Origin of the sequence: Pseudomonas sp. gcc21 (assembly GCF_012844345.1) — a bacterium.
In the GTDB taxonomy this organism is placed as follows: Bacteria; Pseudomonadota; Gammaproteobacteria; order Pseudomonadales; family Pseudomonadaceae; genus Halopseudomonas.
The window spans coordinates 3,903,594-3,921,802 of the sequence record NZ_CP051625.1 but is presented as its reverse complement, the minus strand read 5'-3'; the positions used below and the strand labels follow the sequence as shown (position 1 = coordinate 3,921,802).

Here is an 18,209-nt window from a genome sequence, read left to right as displayed (position 1 = left end):
CTTCCAAATAAAAAAACGGTGGTGATGCGTGGCCAGAATTTGTTGCCGCCAGCTACGCGCCCCGGAGGAACAGGGCGCGAGCACGACAACAGACCCAGTCAGGACTATTGCTTAAAGCCGGGTGCGGAAAGGCTCGAGCCCTTCGGTGTGCTTCTTCAGGATCGCGGTGAATTCTTCGTTGTTATGGCTAGCCTGGATGCGCCCCTTTCGTGCCTCGTCCAGCGCTGCCTGCCGCGCCTCGGTCCAGCGGTCCATTTTCTCGATCGCGGCCTGGTTCCAGGTGTCATCTTCAGCCGTCCAGGCACCTACTTCCTTCAGGTAACGAACCGTGCCTTCATGAACGGGCAAGGGTGAGCGGTTCAGGTATTCCCGGAAAATACTCAGATCCATACGTGCGGACAGTGGATGAGTGCCCTTGTATTTGTCGAATGACTGGTGGAACCACTTGGCCATGTTGTAGGCGAACTCTTCATCCGCATCCGCTGGTACGGAATACAGAAAGTTGGAGGCCAGGCCATCCACACCCTTTGCCGTCGACACACCAAGATCAATCTCGGTAGGCACGACCATGGTGCGGTGTGCCAGGAACCGGTTCCAGGCCTCCTTGTTGTCGAGGTCCATGTTCAGCCAGCGGATGCCACCCGGGGCGCCTTCCATCTCGGAAAGGATCGAGCTCGTCGGGGCGCAGTAGGCGACGTCAGCCCGGCCCTCCACCACGGCGCGGCAGCTTTGCGCATAACTGCTCGCAGAAGCAAAAGAGAAGTTCTGGGACGTTTCTTCGTCAGTCATACCCAGATAGGCAGGCAAGGCTTTGGTTACCGCGACAACCATGGGAGGCGAGAACTCGCCCTGTGACACGGTGATTTTTCGCTTCTTGAGATCTTCCATGGTGTGCAGGTCAGAACTGCCGGCGACGACAAAACCCCATGGCGTGTCGTTGTGGTGCCAGAGGACGCGCTGCGGAACCGGCTTGCTGCCCGCATAGCTGCCAATCCCCTCGATCTGGAAACGCATTTCGGCAGAGGACACCGAGCTGATGGTGAGATCCCGGCGGTCTGTCAGCCGCTGATACCGTTGGGATTCATTGTCCACCGGGACGATCCGCACATTGGAGCCGGTTTCCTTTTGGAATACCGGGCCCCACCCGTTGGTTGAAGCGAAGCTGCCGCTAGCAGTACCCGATGTCCCTATCGCCAGCAGACGCGGCATCTTGTATTCGTCTGCATGCGCCAGGCCGGCGCTGCTCATCGCAAGCGCGACAGCCAGGGACACGCTAGTACTGAGCACGTTCTTCAGCGACTTGATCTTCATGGATACTTCTCCAGTTTTGTTATTGTTTGCTTCAGTCCTGGCGGAGGCCTTGATGCCTCCGCCGATCGATTCTTTGCAACCAGTCTGGCTCAGGCCAGCGCCTGGTCAGGCACCCACTCTGCGACTTGCTCGCGCAGGGTTTTCTTGAGCACCTTGCCGACGCCGTTGCGCGGCAGGGCGTCGACGAAGATGACGGCGCGCGGCGTTTTGTACTTCGCCAGATGCTCCTGGCAAAAAGCCAGGAGTTCGGACTCACTCGCGACGGCATTGCGGGCGGGCACCACCACGGCGATCACCTCTTCGCCCATGCGCTCCGACGGCACACCCACCACCGCCACTTCGGCAACGGTCGGATGCGTAGAGATAAGCTCTTCCAGGTCTCGCGGGTAGATATTGAAACCGCCGCGCAGGATCAGGTCTTTTTGACGATCCACGATGTACAGGTAGCCACCCTCATCCAGTCGCGCGACATCGCCTGTATGCAGCCAGCCATCCCGGATAGCCGCGTTGGTCGCTGCCTCGTTGCGGTAATAGCCCGGTGTGATGTTCTCGCCCCGCACCAACAGCTCACCAATCTCACCCGTCGGCAGCGGTTGGCCCGCCTCGTCAACAATACGCAGCTCAACGCCTGGAAACGCCCGGCCCACCGAGCCAGGCTTGAGCGTTTCACCGACCCGGTGCGCAGAAACTGTAGGCGCGGCCTCGGACAGGCCGTACCCCTCATATATATCTGCACCGAAGCGCGCCTTGAATGCGGAAATCAGCGAGACCGGCAAGGGTGCCGAACCCGACCCCACGATTTCCAGGCTGGACAGGTCGTACTGAGCCGTGACCGGATCCGCTACCAGGGCATGGATCATCGCAGGCACCGCACTGAAACGGCGGACCTTGTGCTCCTGAATAGCCTGGCAGACCTCCGCAACACCAAACTTCGGCAGGATCACCATCGCACCGCCTCGCAGGAACAAGGTGTTGGCAGTGGTAAATCCGTAGATATGAGCAAGGGGCAGAACACCCAGGGTCACGCCAGCGGGCTCGTCCTCCACATCAGCGAGGGCAGCCGCAGCCGCCGCATTGCTGTACAGGTTACGGTGGGTGAGCATGACGCCCTTGGGCTGTCCCGTCGTACCGGAGGTAAACAGGATGACGGCGGTATCGTCCGGCTGCAGCTGCGGATGCTCAAGCGCGCCCGAAGCAGTCTGGAGTAACGTATGCAGATCCAGCATGCGCGGTGCAGTGCCGTTGGCCGGCTCGCCCAGCCCCGACACCAGTAGCAATGGCGGCTCCGTCATGCCGGCCACGGCCTGCTGCACATTGGGAAGAATCGAGTGTTGCGTGATGATCGCGCTTGCCTCGGATACTTCCGCGATGAACCCAATCTCCCTGGGATGAAGTACATGCATTACCGGGAGCACAATTGCGCCGGCGCGCATGATCGCCTGGTAGGCGACAAATACCTCCGGGGCGTTCGCCATACACACCATGACGCGGTCGCCTGGCTTGATGCCTTGTGCCTGAAGTCCTGCCGCAAGGCGGCTGGTCATCTCCAGAAGCTGGCGATTGCTCAGCGGCCGATCATTGAAATACAGAAAGGGATATTCACCGAAGCGTTCAAGGTTATGGTCTGGCAACTCGGTCAGAATCATGGCGATACCCCGTAGCTCAGGCAGCCGAGCATTGTCGGCGCTTTATTATTGTTCACGTGCAGCTTCCTGAAATTATTGTAAGCACGGCCTGTAGGAAAACGCTTCGTCGCTCCCTGACAACTGTCAGCAATCAAGCTACGACCGAGGCCAGACCCCTGTCAAGCGAGCTGACCGACCATATCGAAGCATTGAAATCGGATGATTCACGAAACGAATAACGGAACTTCATAGTAGCCGACCGAAAGACTCGCCTACTGTAAAAGCGCGCACAAGGTTCCGGGGGCTGTTACCGGACGGGGCTGGCAGGCCGGCTCCCTGAAACTGAATGAGCACTTCACTTTGCGCTTAAAAGCCGAGAGCGCTTTGCGTAGACTATGCCCGGCCAACCTACCCTCCTAACGTCACCGACCCCAGGGATCTGCATGAGTCGCGCCGAAAAATCAGCCAGCCACACCCCCATGATGACGCAGTATTTCGGCATCAAGCAGCACCATCCAGATCAGTTGCTGTTCTATCGCATGGGTGATTTCTACGAACTCTTCTACGACGACGCAAAAAAAGCCGCGCGGCTGCTGGATATCACGCTGACCGCGCGCGGCCAGTCGGGCGGGCAACCGATTCCCATGGCGGGTATCCCCTTTCACGCGGCTGAAGGTTATCTGGCCAAGCTGGTCAAGCTGGGTGAATCCGTAGTGATCTGCGAGCAGATCGGCGACCCGGCCACGTCCAAAGGTCCGGTTGAGCGCCAGGTCGTGCGTATTCTCACACCTGGCACAGTGAGCGACGAAGCCTTGCTGGATGAGCGCCGGGACAACCTGCTCGCGGCACTGGTCGGGAGCGAACGTGGCTTCGGGCTGGCCACGCTGGACATCAACAGCGGCCGCTTTACCACCATGGAGCTGCGCGGCTGGGAAACGCTGCTCGGCGAACTGGAGCGCCTGGCGCCAGCCGAGTTGCTGATCCCCGATGACTGGGAAAGCAATACACCCATCGAGCGACGCCGTGCGGTGCGCCGGCGCGCTCCATGGGACTTTGATCAGGACAGCGCATTCAAGTCGCTGACACAGCAATTCGGCACCAAAGATCTCGCCGGCTTCGGCTGTCGTGGACTGACACTCGGGCTCGGTGCGGCCGGCGCGTTGATGTGCTACGCCAAGGAAACCCAGCGCACCGCCCTGCCCCACATCCGCGGCATTCTGCGCGAGCGATTCGAAGACAGCGTCATCATCGATAGTGCCAGCCGGCGCAATCTGGAGATCGACAGCAACCTGTCCGGTGGGCGTGACAACACCCTGCTTGATGTGCTCGACCAGACCGCAACCACGATGGGGAGCAGACTTCTTGCACGCTGGCTGAATCGCCCCCTGCGCGACATGGCTGTCCTGGAAGCCCGGCAAAGCAGTATCGCGACCTTCCTTGACCAGCATTTCCACGAAGACATCCGGCCGATACTCAAGGGCATCGGCGACATCGAGCGCATCCTCGCACGAGTCGCCCTGCGCTCAGCCCGGCCCCGCGACCTGGCGCGTTTGCGCGATGCCCTGGCGGTACTGCCAGAGTTGCAGGAAGCCCTCGCGTCCACCGAAACCCCGCATGTACGTCATCTGGCCGAACAGGTACGTACCTACCCTGCCCTGGCAGACCTGCTTGAACGCGCCATTATCGATAATCCTCCGGCAGTGGTACGGGACGGAGGCGTGATCAAAGCAGGCTTCGATGCCGAGCTTGACGACTTGCAAAACATCAGCGAAAACGCCGGTCAATTCCTGCTGGATCTGGAGACCCGCGAACGCGAGCGCACCGGCCTGTCCAGCCTGAAGGTCGGCTACAACCGCGTGCATGGTTATTTCATCGAGTTGTCCCGCGGGCAATCGGATAAGGCGCCGGTCGATTACATCCGCCGCCAGACGCTAAAAGGTGCGGAGCGCTTCATCACCCCTGAGCTGAAAACCTTTGAAGACAAGGCGTTATCAGCCCGCAGCCGTGCGCTGGCCAGAGAAAAACAGCTTTACGACGAACTGCTCGATCGCCTGAACGAAGACCTGGCGGCATTGCAGGACAGTGCAGCCAGCCTCGCAGAACTTGATGTCCTGGCGAATCTCGCCGAGCGCGCCGGCACGCTGGACTTTTGCCAGCCCCGCTTTGTCGAGCAAAGTCAGCTGATTATCAGGCAAGGCCGTCACCCGGTGGTCGAGCAGGTACTGGATACGCCCTTTGTGGCCAACGGGCTATGCCTGAACGACGACATCCGGATGCTCGTGATTACCGGCCCCAACATGGGCGGTAAATCAACCTATATGCGGCAAACCGCGCTGATCGTACTGCTTGCCCATATCGGTAGCTACGTACCGGCCGCCCAGGTTGAGCTGTCCTGCGTTGACCGGATCTTCACGCGTATCGGCTCCAGTGATGATCTGGCAGGAGGCCGCTCCACCTTCATGGTGGAAATGAGCGAAACCGCCAACATCCTGCACAACGCGACCGCGGCCAGCCTGGTGCTGATGGACGAAGTAGGCCGGGGAACCAGCACTTTTGACGGCCTGTCTCTGGCCTGGTCAGCGGCTGAGTACCTGGCAAAGATCCGCGCCTTTACGCTGTTCGCCACGCATTATTTCGAGCTCACCGGTCTGGCCGATACCGACCCGGGCGTAGCCAATGTGCATCTCAATGCCACCGAGCACAACGAGCGAATCGTGTTCCTGCACACCGTGCTGGAGGGCCCCGCAAGCCAGAGCTACGGTTTGCAAGTAGCGCAGTTGGCGGGCGTGCCCCGGGAAGTAGTGGAGCGTGCCAAACAACATCTGGCGCACCTCGAGCGCCAGAGTCTGAACCAGCAGGCCAGCACCTTGAATGCCGGTAACCAGCCGTTGCAAAGCGATCTTTTCGCCAGTGCGCCGCACCCGCTGATTGAACAGATGCAAAGCGTGAAACCGGACGACCTGACCCCGCGCCAGGCGCTGGAACTGCTATACCGGTGGAAGGAGCAGCTGCATTGATCAGCCGCTAAATGAGAGTGATTTTCATTAAACGTGTGGAGAACGGCGCATAATGGGTACGGATCGGCTAACTCCCTGTACCCACAGAAAAAAACTGCTAAACTACGCGCCACTTTCGTACTCGCCGATCTTGATGGAGACCCACAATGACTTTCGTTGTTACCGACAACTGCATCAAATGCAAATACACAGATTGCGTTGAGGTCTGCCCTGTCGATTGTTTTTACGAAGGCCCGAATTTTCTGGTCATTCATCCTGACGAGTGTATCGACTGCGCTCTGTGCGAGCCTGAGTGCCCGGCCAACGCTATCTTCTCCGAGGACGAAGTGCCCGCCGATCAGCAGGAATACACCGAACTGAACGCAGAGCTGGCGGAAGTCTGGCCAAACATCACCGAGAAAAAAGACAGTTTGCCCGATGCAGAAGAATGGGACGGTGTGCCTGACAAGTTGCAGTATCTGGAGCGCTAAAGGCGCACGGATTGAAAATGCCGGCCTCGCGCCGGCTTTTTTTGTGGCCGCTCAAAGAGTGAGAAGGTATTGACACCGAGCGGCAGGTTCTACGTCAGGCCATAAATCGCAGGCAAAAAAAGGGGCGGGGATTAACCCGCCCGCTCTTCATTCCATTTGTGCAATCCGTGTCCAAGTCATCCTGACTTTACCTTCCTGGAAATCCCTTCCCCAACTTCCTGTCGGGGTGCGTGATCCGTCACACATGGATACATAATACGTCCAATCCATAGGGAATCAAGGCGCTGCTACAGGGTCTCGCCTGTCCTTCTATAAAATAATGTTCTTTATATTCAATAGCTTAGCCATTATCACACAGCCAATCAACTGTCATGCTGACAGCATTTGGCAGTCATGGCTTACATCTCGTGTAGGTAATCGCTTACACATGATCTTCTAATCAATGCTCCAGGCACAAAAAAAACCCGGTCTTTACAGACCGGGTTTTCGGAGCGGGAAAGCAGCGTTACATCATGCCGCCCATGCCGCCCATACCACCCATGCCGCCCATGTCAGGCATTGCTGGCTTGTCGTCGTCCGGCAACTCAGCAATCATGGCTTCGGTCGTGATCATCAGGCTGGCCACGGAGGCAGCAGCCTGCAGCGCAGCGCGAGTGACCTTGGCCGGATCGAGGATACCCATTTCGATCATGTCGCCGTACTCACCGGTGGCAGCGTTGTAACCATAGTTACCGGAGCCGGCCTTGACCTTGTCCAGCACGACAGAAGCTTCGTCACCGGCGTTGGTCACGATCTGACGGAAAGGTGCTTCGACAGCGCGACGCAGCAGATTGACGCCGACAGTCTGGTCATCGTTAGCACCAGTCATGCCTTCGATTGCCTGCAGCGCGCGAACCAGCGCTACCCCACCGCCAGGTACCACGCCTTCTTCAACGGCCGCACGGGTTGCGTGCAGAGCGTCTTCAACGCGGTGCTTCTTCTCTTTCATCTCGACTTCAGTCGCTGCGCCAACCTTGATGACGGCAACACCGCCGGCCAGCTTGGCCAGACGCTCTTGCAGCTTCTCACGGTCGTAATCGGAGGTAGTGTCGTCGATCTGCTTACGGATCTGCGATACACGCGCTTCGATGTCGATCTGGGTGCCCGCACCGTCGATAACAGTGGAGTTGTCCTTGTTGATCTGAACGCGCTTGGCCTGGCCAAGGTGCTCAAGAGACGTGTTCTCAAGGTTCAGCCCAACTTCTTCGCTGATCACGGTACCGCCGGTCAGGATAGCGATATCCTGCAGCATTGCCTTGCGACGATCACCGAAGCCAGGCGCCTTGACGGCTGCAACCTTGACGATGCCACGCATGTTGTTGACAACCAGAGTCGCCAGCGCTTCGCCTTCAACGTCTTCAGCAACGATCATCAGCGGACGGCCAGCCTTGGCAACAGCTTCCAGAATCGGCAGCATTTCGCGGATGTTGGAGATCTTCTTGTCAACCAGCAGGATGTACGGGTTGTCCAGCTCGGCAGCCATGGTTTCTGGCTTGTTGACGAAGTAAGGAGACAGGTAGCCGCGATCGAACTGCATGCCTTCTACGACAGACAGCTCGTTGTCCAGGCCGGAGCCTTCCTCAACAGTGATAACGCCTTCCTTGCCGACTTTTTCCATCGCGTCAGCGATGATCTTGCCGATGGACTCATCGGAGTTGGCCGAGATGGTGCCGACCTGAGCGATGGCGCGGGAATCAGCGCAGGGCTTGGCCAGGTTCTTCAGCTCGGCAACGATAGCGGTAGTCGCCTTGTCGATGCCGCGCTTGAGGTCCATGGGGTTCATGCCGGCAGCAACAGACTTCAGACCTTCGGTAACGATAGCCTGAGCCAGAACGGTCGCGGTGGTAGTACCGTCACCGGCGTCGTCGTTGGCGCGGGACGCTACGTCCTTGACCAGCTGGGCACCCATGTTCTCGAACTTGTCTTTCAGCTCGATTTCCTTGGCAACGGAAACGCCGTCCTTGGTGATCATCGGCGCGCCGAAGCTGCGCTCGATCAACACGTTGCGACCCTTCGGTCCCAGAGTAGCCTTTACGGCGTCAGCCAGAGTATTCACACCAGCCAGCATCTTGTTGCGGCCGGAAATTCCGAACTTAACTTCTTTAGCAGCCATTTTCGCTTTCCTTCATATATTCGTTGGAGAAATGCAGGACGTCAGCAGTTCGCGGATCAGTCCAGCACACCATAAATTTCGGATTCGCTCATGATCAGCAGGTCTTCGCCGTCGATCTTGATGGTGCTGCTGCCGGAATAGGGACCAAAGACAACCTTGTCACCTTCCTTGACGGCCAGTGCGCGCACTTCACCGTTGTCCAGCAGACGCCCGGTACCTACAGCTACTACCACGCCGGTATTTGGCTTTTCTGCGGCTGAGCCAGGCAGAACGATACCGCCAGCGGTTTTAGTTTCTTCTTCGCTGCGACGAACGACGACGCGATCGTGTAACGGACGAATTTTCATCGTGTTTAGTCTCCAATTAGCTTCTAAAAGCCGGCGTGCCGGCGTCCCAAGAAAAACAGGCTTTTCAGCCTGACAAACATGCCTGAGCATGCTTTTGTTCAGGGCATGCACCCGATGAGGGAGCCTGCCAAAACTGGTGAATCCTTAATGGGGCCCTGTAAAAGCTTTTCAAGCCCCCTGCCGCAAAATTTTTCTGCCTGGTTCAGTCGCGATTGATGCGCTGATCCGAGTCGGACGACTCCTTGCGACCAGCCTCCCACTCGCCTTCGATGACGTGGTGCTCGCCGCGCTTCCAGACTGTCGGCCCGCCTGGTTCGCCCGGACCGGGTCGGTTGCGATTACGCAGCGCGAGTATCAAGGCAGGGACTGCCAGAACATCAGTCACGACACCCGGGATCAGTAACAGCACACCGGCCAGCACGCCCCACATTCCCGACTTTAGAATGGAGAAAGGCGCGCGGTTCTCAGCCATTTGCATCTGCAGACGCTGGAGCATTCCCCAGCCCTGTCGTTGTATGACTGCTACGCCAAGCAACCCGCTTACCAACACCCAGAGCAGGGTGAACCCGACTCCGATCGCCTGGCCCAGCAATATCAGGCCCGCCAGTTCGATCAGCGGGATCAGCAACAGCAAAATTCGAATCAGGGGCATGGCAGCCTCTCATGAGATGGCAAACAAGCTATATGGGGTTCACTGGCAAAGACTTCAACCTTCGACATCAACCGGCTACCTCTCATCCGCCGGCCTCGGCAGACCGACGGCGTCTGAGGAGAAAAAACATCAAAAAGCCCGAGATAGACACTTCAGAACCCGCGTCGCCTGCCGATACCTTGCACGTAACCATTCAGATCATTGTTCCGCCCGGAGCCCAGTAAGGAAACGTCATGAATCTTGTTTCAAGCCTCAGCATACGGTCCCGCCTGCTAATCGGGATTCTGCTTCCCGTCTTGTTGACCGCAGGAGTCACTGCCTGGCTAACCTTCAATCAGATTCAGGTGCAGGGAGCTGCTGAGGTGGAGCGACTGCGCACTCAACTTATCGAAGCCCACAAGACCGGACTCAAGCAGGTAGTGGACGCGGCGCGCACGGCTATCGAGGAGGTCTATACCGACCCCTATATGGACAAGAGCACGGCCCAGACGGCGGCGCGGGACATTATTCGCTCGATGGGTTTCGGCGATAACAACTATATCTATGCATGGACATACGACTCCTACAATCTGGCCTTTCGGCCCAAGCCCAGCGCCGAAGGGCCATCAGTGGATTCGACGCCGGCGCGCAGAGAGTTGTTGCGCAATCTGATCTCGAGCGGGCGAAGCGGCCAGGGGTTCCACGACTATATCTGGACGAATCCGGCAACAGGCCAGCCGGAGCCGAAGATATCCTATTCGATCGATCTGCCTGAATGGCAATGGGTTATCGGAGCGGGCATTTACGTCACCGATGTCGATAGAGCGGTGAGCGCAGCACAGCAGGAGATCGAAGCGAACACCGCGGCTGCGCTCAGCCGCATACTGTGGATCACGCTATTTATCGTCGGCGTCGCGATCCTGCTTGGGATCTTCATCGGCCGCACCGTCACCCGCCCGCTCAATAGCGCTACCCGCATGATGCAGGAAATCGCCGAGGGCGACGGCGACCTGACGCAGCGTTTGCCCGCACAGGGCACCGACGAGCTGAGCGAGCTGGGCCGTCAATTCAACGCCTTTGTCTCGAAGATCCAACAGGCCATTGCACAGGTAGGCGAGACCACCGATCAGCTTGCGTCCGCTGCGGAGGAGCTGAGTCATATCGCCTCAGAGACGCAGGCCTCCGTCGAACTGCAGGGAAGCGAGACCGATCAGATTGCCTCGGCAATCAACGAGATGGCCGCAACCGTGCTCCAGATCGCCGGAAATGCCACCGAAGTCGAAAGCGCTGCGTCGGTAGCAGACGAGCAATCGCGACTGGGCCGCGGCACCGTTCTGTCATCCCAGGAATCGGTCCGGCACCTGTTTACTACCTTGCAGGAAAGTGCACGGATGATCGAGGCGCTGGCAGCCAAGAGCGATGAGATTCAGTCGGTGGTGGACGTGATCCGTGAAGTCACTGAACAGACCAACCTGCTGGCGCTTAACGCAGCAATCGAGGCGGCGCGCGCTGGCGAGATGGGACGCGGTTTTGCTGTAGTAGCAGACGAAGTCAGACAGCTCGCCAGCCGTAGCGGTGAATCGGCTACGCAGATCCGCGCCATGATCGAGAGCTACGTCGATGAATCAAAGAAAGCCGCTGATCACATGAAAGGTGCTCAGGCGCAATCGCAACACACGGTCAGCGCGATCAACGAGGCAGCAGGATCGCTGCAGACCATCGAAGAGTCGGTCGGTATGATCCGCGGCCAGATAATTCAGGTGGCCGCTGCATCCGAACAACAGAGCCATGTCGCCGAAGACATCAATCGCAACGTCGTCAGCATCGTCAACGCGGCGGCACAAAGCTCAACGGGAGTCAGCCAGACCTCCGACGCCAGCAACGAGCTCGCACGGCTGGGCGAAAATCTCAGGCAGTTGGTATCCCAGTTCAGGGTGCACTGAGCCTCCCTCCCCTCCCAGCTCAGGGTTGGGGCACGCCCGACCCTGAGCTGCGTCATCAGGCTGTACTTCAAGCACTCCGCCGCTATCTCATGGAGCAAAAGCACAGGCGGCGTGCCCTCGCTGTTCAAACCAGTCACCGAAAAATGTGACGCAAGTCTCCTTTGATTGACTAATGCGGCGTAGGTCGTGAAGCTCTCGGGTAGGCTCTTGGCCATTGATGGCCGACCAGATCACGACGGAGATAAGGACGTGTCCAAACAGATATTCCCCAGCGACGCCACCAAGGATCGTCGCTTCGTAGAATCGCTTTCTCGCGGCCTGAACGTGCTGCGGGCGTTCAATGAAGGGTCGGTTACGCTCGGTAACCAGGAGATCGCACGCATAACCGGACTGCCCAAGGCGACGGTATCGCGCATGACGTTCACGCTGACCAGCCTCGGCTATCTCAGCTATAACGCTCGCCTGGAAAAGTATCAGCTCAGCTCCGGGGTTCTGGCGCTTGGTCATGCGTACGTGTCCAACCTGCGGGTACGCCAACTGGCTCAACCGTACATGGACGAATTTGCCCGACTGAACAACACCTCCGTAGGGCTTACCTGCCGTGATCGCTTCCATATGATCTACGTGGAGAACCGGCTGCCACCGGAGCAGTCCCTGTTACGCATGGAGATCGGTTTGAAACTGCCAATGGCCACGACAGCGGCCGGGCGCGCCTATTACGCGTCATTGCAGGAGGATCCGCGCAAGGAGCTGCTGGATGCATTGGCCGAACGCTACGGCGAAGCGCAATGGCCCGAGAAACGTGCAGGACTGGAGCGTGCCGTTGAGGAGTATCGGCAGTTCGGGTTCTGCCTGTCGCTGGGTGACTGGGATCGCAACGTCAATACCGCCGGGGTGCCTATCACCCTCGCCGACGGAAGCACCATGGCACTTACGTGCGCAGCGCCCTCTTACCTCGTGCCACTGGAAAAAATCCGTGACTCAATCGCCCACCAGTTGGTAATACTGGCCAGCGATATTCAGTCGCTGGCCAGTTGAGACTCGCTGATTGAAGTTGATGTCGAAGCCTGCCCGGGACGGCCGGCTCCGGCAGCATCAGGAGGCCTGCTTACGCCACTCCTGTTCCTGCAGTTCACGCCACATCAGCTTTCCTGACGGTGATTTCGGCAGCTCCGTCATGAACTCAACGATTTCCGGGACCTTATAAGTCGCCATCTCTGCCTTACACCAGTCGAGGATTTCCTGTTCCGCTGTAGCCGGGTTGGCTTCAGGGCTCAGTACGATACAGGCCTTGACCGTTTCGCCACGCTTGGGATGCGGCGAGGAAATGATACATACCTCACGCACCAGCGGGTTCTGATACATCATGCTTTCGACTTCGCTCGGCCACACCTTGAACCCGGAAGCGTTGATCATTCGCTTGATTCGGTCGACCATGAAGAAGTAGCCCTCTTCGTCGTAACGCGCCAGGTCGCCAGTGCGGAAGAAGCGCTTGCCATCCAGCTCGATGAAGGCCGCAGCGGTCTCCTCCGGGCGGTTCCAGTAGCCAACGGTGATCTGCGGGCCATGGCTGACAATTTCACCGGTTTCGCCCGGGCCCATCTCTTCGAGCGTGTCCGGATCGATGATCCGCGAATCGACATCGAACACCGGAATCCCGAGACACTGGGCCTTTGGACGATCCGGCGGGTTGATATGCGTAGCGGCCATGGTCTCGGACAGACCGTAACCTTCTATATAGGACAGACCCGTCAGCCGGTGCAGCTTCTGCGCAATGGCTTCCGGCATGGCTGCCCCACCGCCACCGATATTCTGCAGGCTGGAGATATCGTATTGGTCGAGGTCAGGGTTGGAAAGGAAGTCCACCGCCATGGTGACGATATTGGCCCATCCCGTAACCCGGTAACGCTCAATCAGTTTGGCCGCCACCGTTCGATTCCAGCGGGTCATGATCACAGAGGTGGAACCGGTATAGATGGGGCTGTTCATGGACGCCTGCATGCCGGTCACATGAAAGAACGGCAAGGTAGAGAGCTGCACGCTGTCAGCCGTAGCCAGATTCCAGAACGAGCGGTGGACGGCTGTGGCCATGACCGCACGGTGCACGTGCATACACCCCTTCGGCGCACCCGTGGTACCTGAGCTGTAGGGGATCAACGCGAGGTCGTCCGGTCCGGCAGTATGCGGACCCGGCTTGTGCCCGGCAGCGATCGCTGCTTCCCAGCGGGTTCCGCCTTCGGGCAGCGGGGTTTCGGCCAGAGTCACTTCGGCTGGCAGTTCAAGGTCAGTGGGCTGTTTGAGGAAGCTGCCATAGGCGGAAACCAGAACCTGCCGAAGGTCGGTATGCTCGACCAGAGGCAGTATATGTTCGGCCAATTCCTGGCCCGCCAGACAGATCTGAGCGCCGGTGTCGGCAATATAATGCTCGAGTTCGGCGTGGCGATTCATCGGATTGACCGGAATCACCACCGCATCGGCACGCAGAATGGCGTAATAACCCATGACATACTGCGGCGAGTTCTGCATATAAAGCAGTACCCGATCGCCCTTCTTTACGCCCTGCGCCTGCAACCAACCGGCCAGGGCTTCGACATCACGGTGCAGCTCGGCATAGGTAATAGATGTGTCGTAAAAGATAATCGCAGGATGGTCTGGATACCGTTGGACGGAAATTTCGAGGTTGGTAAAAAGGCTGGTCTGGGGCAGCGTCATGGTTTTGGACAAGCTTTTCGGCCAAACGCCATAGTGTCTCGTAAACATATTATTGTCGTCCTGATAAACGGTAAAACCGAACAGCCCGGGGCTGCCCAGCGATTGATCACAATGCAGAGCTTCCAGCATATTGCGGAGGCACCATACCAGCGAGGCCTGAACTCGAGCGTTGCGCCCCGAGAACCAGCACCAAGCGCCGGGGGTCCAATTGGACAACTGATCACTTTCGAAGTCAACGCTACGAAAGTCAGTACCGCACACTAAAACAACTGCATCATTTTCATTTCATGATGTAAAAGCCGTTTTTCATCCTGTCCGGCGCATCGTCCCACGCATCTGGAGTGACTCAGTTCCGACTCGCCACGCCATAGATGCCGAGCCAGCGCCGTGTCAGCAGCCGATACAGAATGATCTATACTGATTTATGCCCCTTCCAGAGACCTTAAAACAAGCAGTCTCGATCCGGTGAGCAATGAGTATTGCAATCACCCTTTCGTGTGTTAAATTTAAAAACCTGACTCATTGTGCAGACGACAGTTCTGCACAGTGAAATACATAACAAAACAACAATGAGGCACGAGATGTTAACGAACCTACGCAAGAAACTGGGCACCATTGCGGCAGCCGTCGCCCTGGCCACCTCAGCCACTCTAACTCCCTCCGTCGCCTCTGCGGCAGAAACCACTACCTGGCGTGTTCAATCCCACTGGCCTGGCGCGAGCACGTCATACACAGACAGCCTGGTGCGTCTGAAAGACGTACTGGAAGAACGCTCCGATGGCAGACTGAAGCTGCAGCTGTTCGAAGCTGGCGCACTGTTCAGCGCGCAGGAAACCTTCAACGCGGTCAGCCGCGGCATTGTCGACATGGGCACTATCTCCCCGTCCTACGCACAGAACAAGGTCAGCCTGGCGGGTATTGCCTCGGGTCTGCCTTTTGCCTTCCGCAACGTATGGGAAGCGGCCTACTTCCATCAAGTACTGGGTTTTGAAGACATGCTGCGCGCCGAAGCAGCAGAGCACAACGTCTACTGGGCGACCGACAAGGTCTATCCCACCGAGATGGTGATCAAGCGTCCAGTCAACAGCATGGAAGATCTGAAGGGCCTGAAAATCCGTTCCTCCGGCTCGCTGCAAACCTTCCTCACGGACGCTGGCGCGACTGCATCTTATATCCCCGGTAGTGAGCTTTACTCCGCACTGGACGCCGGCATCGTCGACGGCGCGCACTGGGGTGCTTCACAGGGTGCCGACAGCATGGCCCTCTATGAAGTCGCCAAGCACCACGTCAAACCTGCCCTGAATATCGCCGGTACCGACGTATTCATCGTGAGCCAACGGTCCCTGGACAAGCTGCCCGAAGATCTGCAACAGATCGTCAAGCAGGCGCTGGAAGAGCAGTTCTGGTTCCGCACCAATGAGTATCAGTACCAGGAGCAGGTGACCCTGGCCAACGCCGTCGCTAACAAGGGCGTGCAGGTCAACACCCTGCCGGAGGACGTTCAGAACCACCTGACCCAGGCCGCCATGAAGCAATGGGACAAGGAAGGTGCGCGTAGCGAGAACACCAAGAAGGCCCTGAGCATGCTCAAGGAATTCCTCGGCGAACTCGGCTACCTGTAAATCTCCAGCGACACCACCCGGAGCCGTCCTGGCTTCGGGTTTTCAAATTGAGCCATAGCGGTATGCCCGGAGGGTGTGATGCGTGCAATCACTGCATTCATGAATGGCGTTACCAAACTGAATGATGTAATCGGCCGAATGGTTGCCTATCTGGTGGTGCCGATCTTTGCGTTTCTGATTCTCGAAGTTTTTTTGCGCTACATGTTCAATTCGCCCACCGTGTGGACCAATGAACTGACGCAGATGCTGTTCGGCGCCTACGCCGTGCTGTCTGGCGGCTATCTCCTGGCACACCGCGGCCACGTGAATGTCGATCTGTTTCATTCACAGCTCAAGCCCCGAGCACGGGCCGTTGTAGACATTCTCGGCTCAATCATCTTTTTCATCTTCATTCTGGCGCTACTGTATTTCGGCTACGAAATGGCGCACGAATCCGTCAGCAGCTGGGAAACATCCTATTCCGCCTGGAACCCGCCTATCTGGCCGATCAAGGTAGCCATTCCGGTCGGAGCCACGCTGCTGTTGCTACAAGGCATCGTCAAGCTGTTGCAGGACATCGCTATCGCACTGAACCTGGATTATTACAAGCCTGAGGAAGGCGAAACAGGAGATGAGTTGTGAGTATTGAAGCCCTGACTCTATTGTTCTTCGGTGCGTTGCTGCTGGGTATTTTCATGGGCATCCCGCTGGTATTCGTACTTGGCGGCGTCTCCGTTATCTTTCTGTATTTCACCTGGGGCATCGATTCCTTTTACATGGTGGCGTCGCAGATCTACGGCACCATGGGCAGCTTCACGCTGGTTGCGATTCCCTTGTTTGTCTTCATGGCCATGATTCTCGAACGAACCGGCGTAGCCCGTGACCTCTACCGCATGATGCACCTGTGGTGCGGCGGTATGCGAGGCGGACTGGCCGTCGGTACGCTTGGGATCTGTGCGGTGTTCGCCGCCATGGTGGGTATCAGTGGTGCCGCGGTGGTGGCCATGGGCACCATCGCCCTGCCCTCGATGCTGGAGCGTGGCTACGACAAGCGCATGGTGCTCGGTGTGATCAACACCGGTGGCGGCTGGGGCGTATTGATCCCGCCCAGCATCATGATGATCCTTTACGCGCTGATCTCCGGTGTGTCGGTAGGCAAGATGTTCGCGGCAGGGATATTGCCCGGACTGGTACTGATTACCGTCACGGTGCTCTACGTTCTGATCCGCTGCTATCTCCAGCCGCACCTGGCACCGGCACTGCCAGCCTCGGAACGCGGCAGCTGGCCTGAAAAGTTCAGGGCGGTGCGCTCGGTATTGCTGCCGGTCATGGTTGTCGTGATGGTGATGGGTTCCATCATCGGCGGCCTGACCACGCCGACCGAAGCGGCCGCCATGGGTGTGTTGGGTGCGCTGATTTCAGCGGCAGTCTATCGCCAGCTGAACTTCAACCTGATCCGTGAAGCCTCGATCCGCACCTTCAAACTGACCGGCATGATCGTCTGGATTCTGTTTGCGGCGCATGCCTTCAGCTCGGCTTATCAGAGCATGGGCGCGCACCAGCTGATCGAAACCTTCATGCACATGATTCCAGGCGGCCCCTGGGGCATCATCATTGCCATGATGGTGATCGTGTTCCTGCTGGGGATGGTGCTTGATCCCGTAGGCATCATGCTGATCACTCTGCCGGTGTTCCTGCCGATTGTGGACTCACTGGGTTTCGATCCGATCTGGTTCGGTATCCTGTTCGTGATCAACATGGAAATCGGGTACATGACGCCACCCTTCGGCTTCAACCTGTTCTATCTCAAGGGCATCGTACCGCCGGGCATTACCATGAAGGACATCTATAGCTCGGTTATTCCATTCGTGCTGGTGCAGATCGTGGGCCTGATCATCCTGATGATCTTCCCTGACATCGTGACCTTCCTGCCGAATCTCTGGTTCTAACGCGGTATAGCCGCCTGCGCCCGGTATCGGGCCGCGGGCGGTTTGCTTTATACGCCGCTCTCTCCTGCCCGCCTAACGCTCCCTCTCAATAGCTCCTGTTATCCGTATCAGCACGTATGTCTGTCTAGTCCAGTGCCAGCTGCCGCGAGGCAACAGGGCTGCGCCGACACGCTGCAAGTACGTCCCTGTAAGCTCGATGACATCCCTGTCATCGCACGGTCGGCCCAGCCCTGTCGCCTCGCTTCGCCTGAACATTGGAGGTGCCTGATAGGAAGACCGAGAGCAAAAAGCGGTTCTAAATCCCCACCTCACGCCAATGCTCATTCAAGTCCGCCGGCTGTCAGGGTGGAGCAAGTGTTGAAAACAGGGATGTTTTCGCCAAGCCCCCAGGGACGGGTTCACGGCGTCTTGCGCAATCCTGACAGCTGATGGGCGACCAGCCTTGCCCTCG

General features: G+C 58.0%; 13 protein-coding genes. 7 read left to right on the top strand and 6 right to left on the bottom strand.

Features of this window, described 5'->3' with window-relative positions; genetic code table 11:
- Positions 1-111: 111 nt before the first annotated feature.
- On the bottom strand, positions 112-1,311 hold the full coding sequence (locus HG264_RS18170) for a TAXI family TRAP transporter solute-binding subunit (RefSeq protein ID WP_169408916.1): 1,200 nt from the start codon (positions 1,309-1,311) through the stop codon (positions 112-114).
- Between the two features lie 89 nt (positions 1,312-1,400).
- A complete protein-coding gene (locus HG264_RS18165) occupies positions 1,401-2,957 on the bottom strand; it encodes a class I adenylate-forming enzyme family protein (RefSeq protein WP_169408915.1) in 1,557 nt (518 codons plus the stop codon).
- Between the two features lie 422 nt (positions 2,958-3,379).
- Here HG264_RS18165 and mutS point away from each other — a divergent pair, with 422 nt between their 5' ends.
- Together mutS and fdxA are read left to right on the top strand one after the other, a co-directional pair.
- Positions 3,380-5,953, top strand: coding sequence for a DNA mismatch repair protein MutS (gene mutS / locus HG264_RS18160; RefSeq protein ID WP_256663722.1), 2,574 nt, complete (start codon positions 3,380-3,382; stop codon positions 5,951-5,953).
- A 146-nt stretch (positions 5,954-6,099) separates the two neighbouring features.
- Positions 6,100-6,423, top strand: coding sequence for a ferredoxin FdxA (fdxA, locus tag HG264_RS18155; protein WP_169408914.1), 324 nt, complete (start codon positions 6,100-6,102; stop codon positions 6,421-6,423).
- 505 nt (positions 6,424-6,928) lie between these two features.
- Here fdxA and groL read toward each other — a convergent pair.
- The 3 genes from groL to HG264_RS18140 all read right to left on the bottom strand — a co-directional run bounded on the left by groL (position 6,929) and on the right by HG264_RS18140 (position 9,574).
- Entirely contained in the window at positions 6,929-8,575 is a 1,647-nt protein-coding gene (groL, locus tag HG264_RS18150; protein WP_169408913.1) for a chaperonin GroEL, read from the bottom strand.
- Positions 8,576-8,631: 56 nt separating this feature from the next.
- Complete coding sequence (locus HG264_RS18145) at positions 8,632-8,922, bottom strand: co-chaperone GroES (protein WP_150300813.1); 291 nt, start codon at positions 8,920-8,922, stop codon at positions 8,632-8,634.
- A 202-nt stretch (positions 8,923-9,124) separates the two neighbouring features.
- A complete protein-coding gene (locus HG264_RS18140; RefSeq protein WP_169408912.1) occupies positions 9,125-9,574 on the bottom strand; it encodes an FxsA family protein in 450 nt (149 codons plus the stop codon).
- 233 nt (positions 9,575-9,807) lie between these two features.
- On the opposite strand from HG264_RS18140, the gene HG264_RS18135 reads away from it, so the two are divergent.
- Positions 9,808-11,496, top strand: a complete 1,689-nt coding sequence (locus HG264_RS18135; RefSeq protein ID WP_169408911.1) for a methyl-accepting chemotaxis protein — start codon at positions 9,808-9,810, stop codon at positions 11,494-11,496.
- Between the two features lie 249 nt (positions 11,497-11,745).
- Entirely contained in the window at positions 11,746-12,534 is a 789-nt protein-coding gene (locus HG264_RS18130; RefSeq protein ID WP_169408910.1) for an IclR family transcriptional regulator, read from the top strand.
- Positions 12,535-12,591: 57 nt separating this feature from the next.
- Here the strand turns inward: HG264_RS18130 and HG264_RS18125 are convergent, their stop codons facing one another.
- Entirely contained in the window at positions 12,592-14,256 is a 1,665-nt protein-coding gene (locus HG264_RS18125) for a long-chain fatty acid--CoA ligase (RefSeq protein ID WP_169409206.1), read from the bottom strand.
- A 533-nt stretch (positions 14,257-14,789) separates the two neighbouring features.
- Here HG264_RS18125 and dctP point away from each other — a divergent pair.
- The 3 genes from dctP to HG264_RS18110 all read left to right on the top strand — a co-directional run bounded on the left by dctP (position 14,790) and on the right by HG264_RS18110 (position 17,758).
- On the top strand, positions 14,790-15,830 hold the full coding sequence (gene dctP, locus HG264_RS18120; RefSeq protein WP_169408909.1) for a TRAP transporter substrate-binding protein DctP: 1,041 nt from the start codon (positions 14,790-14,792) through the stop codon (positions 15,828-15,830).
- 78 nt (positions 15,831-15,908) lie between these two features.
- Positions 15,909-16,451, top strand: a complete 543-nt coding sequence (locus HG264_RS18115; RefSeq protein WP_169408908.1) for a TRAP transporter small permease subunit — start codon at positions 15,909-15,911, stop codon at positions 16,449-16,451.
- Positions 16,448-17,758, top strand: a complete 1,311-nt coding sequence (locus HG264_RS18110; protein ID WP_169408907.1) for a TRAP transporter large permease subunit — start codon at positions 16,448-16,450, stop codon at positions 17,756-17,758. The genes HG264_RS18115 and HG264_RS18110 overlap by 4 nt, the downstream gene beginning before the upstream one ends.
- The last annotated feature ends 451 nt before the right edge of the window (positions 17,759-18,209 follow it).

What these genes read in the sequence shown, in the direction of transcription:
- HG264_RS18135 (WP_169408911.1), top strand. Translation starts at nt 9,808, where the DNA reads ATGAATCTTGTTTCAAGCCTCAGCATACGGTCCCGCCTGCTAATCGGG.
- groL (WP_169408913.1), bottom strand. Translation starts at nt 8,575, where the DNA reads ATGGCTGCTAAAGAAGTTAAGTTCGGAATTTCCGGCCGCAACAAGATG.
- HG264_RS18140 (WP_169408912.1), bottom strand. Translation starts at nt 9,574, where the DNA reads ATGCCCCTGATTCGAATTTTGCTGTTGCTGATCCCGCTGATCGAACTG.
- HG264_RS18165 (WP_169408915.1), bottom strand. Translation starts at nt 2,957, where the DNA reads ATGATTCTGACCGAGTTGCCAGACCATAACCTTGAACGCTTCGGTGAA.
- HG264_RS18125 (WP_169409206.1), bottom strand. Translation starts at nt 14,256, where the DNA reads ATGTTTACGAGACACTATGGCGTTTGGCCGAAAAGCTTGTCCAAAACC.
- mutS (WP_256663722.1), top strand. Translation starts at nt 3,380, where the DNA reads ATGAGTCGCGCCGAAAAATCAGCCAGCCACACCCCCATGATGACGCAG.
- HG264_RS18145 (WP_150300813.1), bottom strand. Translation starts at nt 8,922, where the DNA reads ATGAAAATTCGTCCGTTACACGATCGCGTCGTCGTTCGTCGCAGCGAA.
- HG264_RS18170 (WP_169408916.1), bottom strand. Translation starts at nt 1,311, where the DNA reads ATGAAGATCAAGTCGCTGAAGAACGTGCTCAGTACTAGCGTGTCCCTG.
- fdxA (WP_169408914.1), top strand. Translation starts at nt 6,100, where the DNA reads ATGACTTTCGTTGTTACCGACAACTGCATCAAATGCAAATACACAGAT.
- HG264_RS18115 (WP_169408908.1), top strand. Translation starts at nt 15,909, where the DNA reads ATGCGTGCAATCACTGCATTCATGAATGGCGTTACCAAACTGAATGAT.
- dctP (WP_169408909.1), top strand. Translation starts at nt 14,790, where the DNA reads ATGTTAACGAACCTACGCAAGAAACTGGGCACCATTGCGGCAGCCGTC.